This is a genomic window from Ruminococcus sp. (genome assembly GCF_019417665.1).
In the GTDB taxonomy this organism is placed as follows: Bacteria; Bacillota; Clostridia; order Oscillospirales; family Ruminococcaceae; genus Ruminococcus_C.
In genome coordinates this window covers 1-5,452 of record NZ_DXUU01000046.1, presented here as the reverse complement: position 1 = coordinate 5,452, position 5,452 = coordinate 1, and the positions used below count along the sequence as shown (strand labels likewise).

7 protein-coding genes and 1 pseudogene are annotated in these 5,452 nt (G+C 50.9%); 2 read left to right on the top strand and 6 right to left on the bottom strand.

Annotation, left to right across the window (positions count from 1 at the left end):
- Window positions 1-695 (top strand): LPXTG cell wall anchor domain-containing protein (locus QZ375_RS11055; RefSeq protein ID WP_295219070.1); only part of this gene is annotated, 695 nt, incomplete at its 5' end.
- A gap of 19 nt (window positions 696-714) precedes the next feature.
- Window positions 715-1,197 carry a class D sortase gene (locus QZ375_RS11050; RefSeq protein ID WP_295219068.1) on the top strand — a complete coding sequence of 161 codons (483 nt, stop codon included), beginning with the start codon at window positions 715-717 and terminating at the stop codon, window positions 1,195-1,197.
- 382 nt (window positions 1,198-1,579) lie between these two features.
- On the opposite strand, the gene QZ375_RS11045 is transcribed toward QZ375_RS11050, so the two are convergent.
- From QZ375_RS11045 to QZ375_RS11020, 6 genes and pseudogenes are all read right to left on the bottom strand, one after another.
- Window positions 1,580-2,149, bottom strand: coding sequence for a GH25 family lysozyme (locus tag QZ375_RS11045; RefSeq protein ID WP_295219065.1), 570 nt, complete (start codon window positions 2,147-2,149; stop codon window positions 1,580-1,582).
- Window positions 2,146-2,796: a D-Ala-D-Ala carboxypeptidase family metallohydrolase gene (locus QZ375_RS11040; protein WP_295219062.1), complete on the bottom strand. Its 651-nt coding sequence runs from the start codon at window positions 2,794-2,796 to the stop codon at window positions 2,146-2,148. The genes QZ375_RS11045 and QZ375_RS11040 overlap by 4 nt, the downstream gene beginning before the upstream one ends.
- 1 nt (window position 2,797) lies before the next feature.
- Window positions 2,798-3,220 carry a phage holin family protein gene (locus tag QZ375_RS11035; RefSeq protein WP_295219059.1) on the bottom strand — a complete coding sequence of 141 codons (423 nt, stop codon included), beginning with the start codon at window positions 3,218-3,220 and terminating at the stop codon, window positions 2,798-2,800.
- Entirely contained in the window at window positions 3,217-3,408 is a 192-nt protein-coding gene (locus tag QZ375_RS11030) for a hypothetical protein (RefSeq protein ID WP_295219056.1), read from the bottom strand. The genes QZ375_RS11035 and QZ375_RS11030 overlap by 4 nt, the downstream gene beginning before the upstream one ends.
- Before the next feature lie 13 nt (window positions 3,409-3,421).
- Window positions 3,422-4,057, bottom strand: a complete 636-nt coding sequence (locus tag QZ375_RS11025) for a hypothetical protein (protein WP_295219054.1) — start codon at window positions 4,055-4,057, stop codon at window positions 3,422-3,424.
- A 3-nt stretch (window positions 4,058-4,060) separates the two neighbouring features.
- Window positions 4,061-5,452: pseudogene (locus tag QZ375_RS11020) on the bottom strand (hypothetical protein); the annotation flags it as partial.

The window sequence follows — 5,452 nt, the reverse complement described above, 5'->3', positions numbered from 1 at the left end:
CTTCTGCCACCAAGGCAACAGTTACCACAAACGGAACAACTTCTGCGACCAAGGCGACAGTTACCACAAACGGAACAACTTCTGCGACCAAGGCAACAGTTACTACAAACGGAACAACTTCTGCCACCAAGGCAACAGTTACTACAAACAGAACGACTTCTGCGACCAAGGCAACAGTTACCACAAACGGAACAACTTCTGCGACCAAGGCAACAGTTACCACAAATGGAACAACTCTCACTTCTCAGAAAACTTCTGCAACGGAATCCGGTACAGAAACTTCTGTAACACAGACTACAATCACAACAGTATCTAGCATTACAACGAATTTGACCACAACATCAGCCACCACAAGCGTAACAAATATTGCGGACGAAGATCTTTGCAGCTGGGCAATCAACGATTACCAGCAGAAGACTGAGATCACACCTGCCAATGCAGAGATCACGGCACGTTCGGAAGATGCTTATGAGATCACATTGACGGACGAAAACGGCAATGTGCTGGACGTTTATACCGTTGATCCGAAAACCGGAACAGGTACAGATTCCTCCAACGCAGAAGTTAACCTGCCTCAGACCGGAAACAATTCCATGACAAACTGGCTCCTGTGCGTGGGTGCGGCATTGTTCATGGCATTTGGATTCGGTGCGGTGAAGGCATCTGGTATCTTCAAACGTAAAGAAGATGAGTAAGACCAAAAGGCAGTGGACAATGTTCCTTTCAGGACTGCTTGCAATTTTGATTGGTGTCAGCATCCTTGGATTTTTCGGTGTGAGAAAGTGCTACCGGCTTTATCAAAAACAAATGCTGATGAAAAACAATCCAGTTGTGGAAATTGCAGATCTGAACATCAAAGCCCCCATTTTAGAGGGAACTGACAATGAAACGCTCGCCAAAGCGGCAGGGCATTTCAAGGACAGCGGCGATTTTGGCAAGGGCAATTACTGCATTGCTGGGCACAGCAGCACACTGTACAAAGAATATTTCAACAATCTGAAAAATGTGGAGATCGGCATGGAAATCACGCTGTATGACAGGCAAAAACAGGCGTATCATTACACTGTAACTGAAAGCAAGATCGTCGATTCGGATGCAGTCTGGGTGCTTGACGATTTCGGCGATGACCGGATCACCATAATCACCTGTACCGATGACGGAACACAGCGACAGGTTGTGGTAGGACTGCTGGATTGATCTTTTGGTTTGCCTAACTAATGAATGACCGTAACTAAGTGAAACCCATTAACATCGTAACCCAGTTAAAGCGATTAAGTAGAAAGCACAAGAAATCCACGTAGTTTCGGACTTTTTCCATTTTGAAAGGTTGCGGATAAGTGATTATACCACTGTACGCATCGCCTCCACCAATTCCAAAAAGTTGAAAAACCTCGCAGTTTCGGAAATGTGCCGATTCTGCGAGGTTTTTCTCATTTTGTCCGGAACGATAAAAAGCATATACAAGCGCAAAAACAACTTGTTTTGCATAAAAATGCAACACGATGCAACACGAAATGCAACACGAAAAAACCGGCGATACCACAGGAATCACCCTGTAGTACCGCCGAATTTCTTACGCCTATTTCATCTTCTCATCAATACTCGCCACATGCTCCAGAATCAGTTCTAACGTGTCCAAATTCTCACCAGTACTTTTCTCAGCCGAATTGTCAGATCCGCTATCCGTGGCGTCTGGCTGCTCCTGTGGGATATCCTTGTACAAGTAATCCAAATCCACGTCCACGGAAATGCCGTCCACTTTGCCGGCATTGCTGTATTGCCAGAGATCGTAAGCACCGCTGTACGTGCACTTGCTTGCCCACTGCGCAACCCAGATTGGCAGATCGGATACGCTCAGGATATCCACCAGCACACTCTTGCTAGCGTATACACCTGCCCCGGCAATCCGGTTGCAAAATGTGCGGCAGATCTGCGTGTACAGGCTGCCGTTGGCAGCGTTCAGCGGCTTTCCGTGCCGTTCTTTGTAACCGTCTGCATCTTCCATGTCCAGCCACACGCCCAGCACAGGATTTCTGCCGGAGATCATCCGCAGGACATGTTCTGCTTCGCTTTCTGCATCTGCGGTGCTCAATGCATAGGAATAGAGATACACGCCATATGGCAGCCCAACACATTCGCATTCCGTCATATTCCGCACCGCTTGTGCATCGTCCTGACTGGCGATATCGCTGCCAACGCCGACCCGGTCATGGCAAAATCCACCTTACCGGATGCTTTGACCTTGTCCCAGTCGATCACGCCCTGATGCTTGGAAACATCGATGCCTTTGGCTTTCACGCTGGGATTTCTTGCCGTTGCACCGGATGCTTTTGCAATCCCGAAATAGCTGTAGAAATCGCTTGTCACCGTGTTTGTTCCATAGACCTCATCACCGTACCACCTGGATCCAGTCCGTACGTCCAGATGGGTGGAAGTGTATGCGCTGGTGATGTTGGCAATGCCGCCGAAGCCAAGATCCTGCGCTGTGCAGCAGACCATCTTGCTGCTGATTGGTTGACCATCCTGTCCGTAGCACACCACATCCGCAGCCGTTCCCTTGGTGTGTTGCCCGGAACCTGTTCCGCCAACCGATTTATCATGACTTGCGCATCTGTAGCCGCTGTTGACAATGATCTTGCTGCAATCCAGGGTATCACGCAGCGTTTCCAGTTTTTGCAGCAATTCATCGGATATCAGCGTGTCATGGCTTTTACCGCACTTACAGCGAAATTCGCCTGCCTTGAAATGGGGTGTCAGCTGCGTGGTGTCGCTGTATGTATAGGTTTTCACTGCCATGTCAGTCATCCTTTCCGCTGTCACTTTTGCCTTGCAGCAAATCAATGGCTTTCGTTAAAATTTCAGGCATAGGCACGCCAAGCAGTCCGGCATTTTCCACAATGGAGATCAGTTCATTGACCATGAACGCAATGCAGACCCCATCCCGGATGTAGCTTGTCCCAAGCATAATATCCAGCCTCACGGCAACCAATACCAGCAGCAGGGATACTCCTTTCTTAGCAAGCCCTTTCCAGCCGATGAGACTGGACAAGTGCCCATTCTCGCTCTTCTGGGACTTTCCGGCAGCCGCCACGATCAGACCAGTGATGTAGTCCACGCCCATGAAGATCAGCAGCGTCGCAAGTGACGCATCCCAACCCCCAAACAAGCCAGCAATAAAGCTTCCAACGACGCCAAACACGGCGCAAATAGACTCCTTCACTCCGCATCCTCCTTCACCGTAAAATCCCCAGCCATAAGCACCAGCATCTCCGGTTTCAGATCGCCGGACGCATAAATCTGATACTCACCGCTTTCCAGCTGTGCCGCTTTGATCTCAGCGCTGCCCCAGCAGGCACGTTGTACTGCCTTTCCCTGTTTCAGCTGTTCCACCGCTTCCATAATATTCATTCCGCTTTCCTCCTTATGATATTGCCGTTACGCTCTGAATTTTCGGCTGGGAATTGTTTGAGCGACCAACCCATACCAGGTAGTAGCTGCCAGCCGTCACACCATCGCATGGTGTCAGAGTTGTGACATAATCTGCTGCATAGATCCACTGCAGGGGCAGGTCGATATAGCTGCCTTCCGTCTGCGCTTTTGTCAGGATGTCCTCTGCTGTACCTGTGTCCGACCGCACCAGGCGCATAATACCTGTTTCCGTACTGCCGCACAAAAACCGCATTGCGATTTGTGTGGCAGATGTCACGGAAATTGGGGTGGTACTACATGTGTAAATGCCCACGTCCCAACCCAGCAAAGTGTTTGAATAATTCAGCGCATACGCATTGCTACTGCTGCAAAAATCCGGGTACAACGCCACAAAATCAGCCAGGCTATACACTGTGCCGTTATGCTGCAAATAGATGCCGCTCTGGTGATCTGCGTCAAACACGGCAGTACTGCTGCCTCCGCCAGATTGGGGAATCTGCAGCACCTTCGGCACAAGGGTATTGAGCTTTTCGCTGCTGTCAGCTGTCACACCCATTGTGGTCAGATTCGCTGCCAGCTTGTCCCTCCACATGTCAAGTGCGTTTATGTAATCAAATACAGATGCCATGGATCACACCTCCACAAGGTCAGCCAGAGCCGCAAGCAGAGAAGAAACGTCCGCAGGCGCATCGTTTGTCATGTACATTGCCCCGAAATACACTGTTTCCGTGTGGTTTCCTGTACCGCCAAGTACATATCCATCATTGCCAAGCGCAAACATAACTGCGCCAGTCGATGTGCCGTATCCTGCCATGGGAATATTGGTGTACGGACGTATCTCTTCCGGTATCCGAAAAATTGTAGTGGGTACTGGCGTACCTGCCCACGCAAGTTTTCCGCAAAGATGTACCATAGCGCCGATTTTGCGATAGTAGATTTTTGTTGTGGTATCATCCAGACAGCTGCCTGTCACATAGCAGGAACTGTCCAGCTGCATCCATCCGCTGTCTGAAAGCCCTGCTGCCAATGCTTCTACGGTGTTTTCTATGTTGGACACATCCGGTGTTTTTCCGTCAGCTCCGGCAGCGCCAGGGTCACCCTTTTCGCCTTTCAGAGATGCCAGGAATTCTTCTTCTGTGCCGGTGTTCCCAGCGTCAAGCCATATCTCATAGGCGGATTTGCCATCCGCACCGTCCTGTCCGTCAGTTCCGTCTTTACCGTCAGCGCCAGGTGCACCGTCAACTCCGTCTGTGCCATCTTTCCCGTTTGCACCCGGTGCACCGTCCTGCCCGTCTGCACCTTTCAGACTTGCCAGAAAATCCGCTTCTGTGCCAGTGTTTCCGGCATCCAGCCATATCTGATATGCCGACTTTCCGTCAGCTCCGTCCAGACCATCACGTCCGTCCGCACCCGGTGCACCGTCTTTTCCATCGGCACCTGGTGCTCCGTCAGCACCATCCTTTCCGGGTGCGCCGTCTTTTCCTGGAGCGCCGTCCTGACCATCCCTGCCATCCTGCCCGGCAGGTCCTTGTGCAGGCTGTCCGCTGTCCTCGTATGCGCCGGAATTCGTGTTATACAGCCACCAGGTGCCGTTCTGGATGATTGGCAGCTTGACAGAGACAGCACGTGTTTCCTCCAGGATTTGCTCCATCTCTTTCAGAGCTTCTTCGATGGCGTCCACACCGCCACTGTATTCCTCCAGCACGGATTCCCGCACCTGCATTGGCGTGACGGTGTATTTCAGGATCAAGCTGTCGTTGTCATAGCATACGATTTCCAGTGCCAGCATACCGGATACCGCCGTAAATGCAGGGGAGATGCTCCACGTCAGCAGGATTGCTGTGTCTGTAGTTTCCTGCACCAGTGTCTGCAATGACAGCGCACCGGCACTGTTGACCCCACGTATCACGAACAGACAGCCGGAAAGGTCTTTTCCGTGATAATACCTGTCAACCGAAAAAGTCAGCGTATCCGCATATTTTTCCCCGGCGGTTAGCAGATGCGCCACATGGGACGCATCAAT

Bases quoted from the DNA above. Each gene is read 5' to 3' on its own strand.
- QZ375_RS11025 (WP_295219054.1), bottom strand. From the start codon at position 4,057: ATGGCATCTGTATTTGATTACATAAACGCACTTGACATGTGGAGGGAC.
- QZ375_RS11050 (WP_295219068.1), top strand. From the start codon at position 715: ATGTTCCTTTCAGGACTGCTTGCAATTTTGATTGGTGTCAGCATCCTT.
- QZ375_RS11045 (WP_295219065.1), bottom strand. From the start codon at position 2,149: ATGACGGAATGCGAATGTGTTGGGCTGCCATATGGCGTGTATCTCTAT.
- QZ375_RS11040 (WP_295219062.1), bottom strand. From the start codon at position 2,796: ATGGCAGTGAAAACCTATACATACAGCGACACCACGCAGCTGACACCC.
- QZ375_RS11030 (WP_295219056.1), bottom strand. From the start codon at position 3,408: ATGAATATTATGGAAGCGGTGGAACAGCTGAAACAGGGAAAGGCAGTA.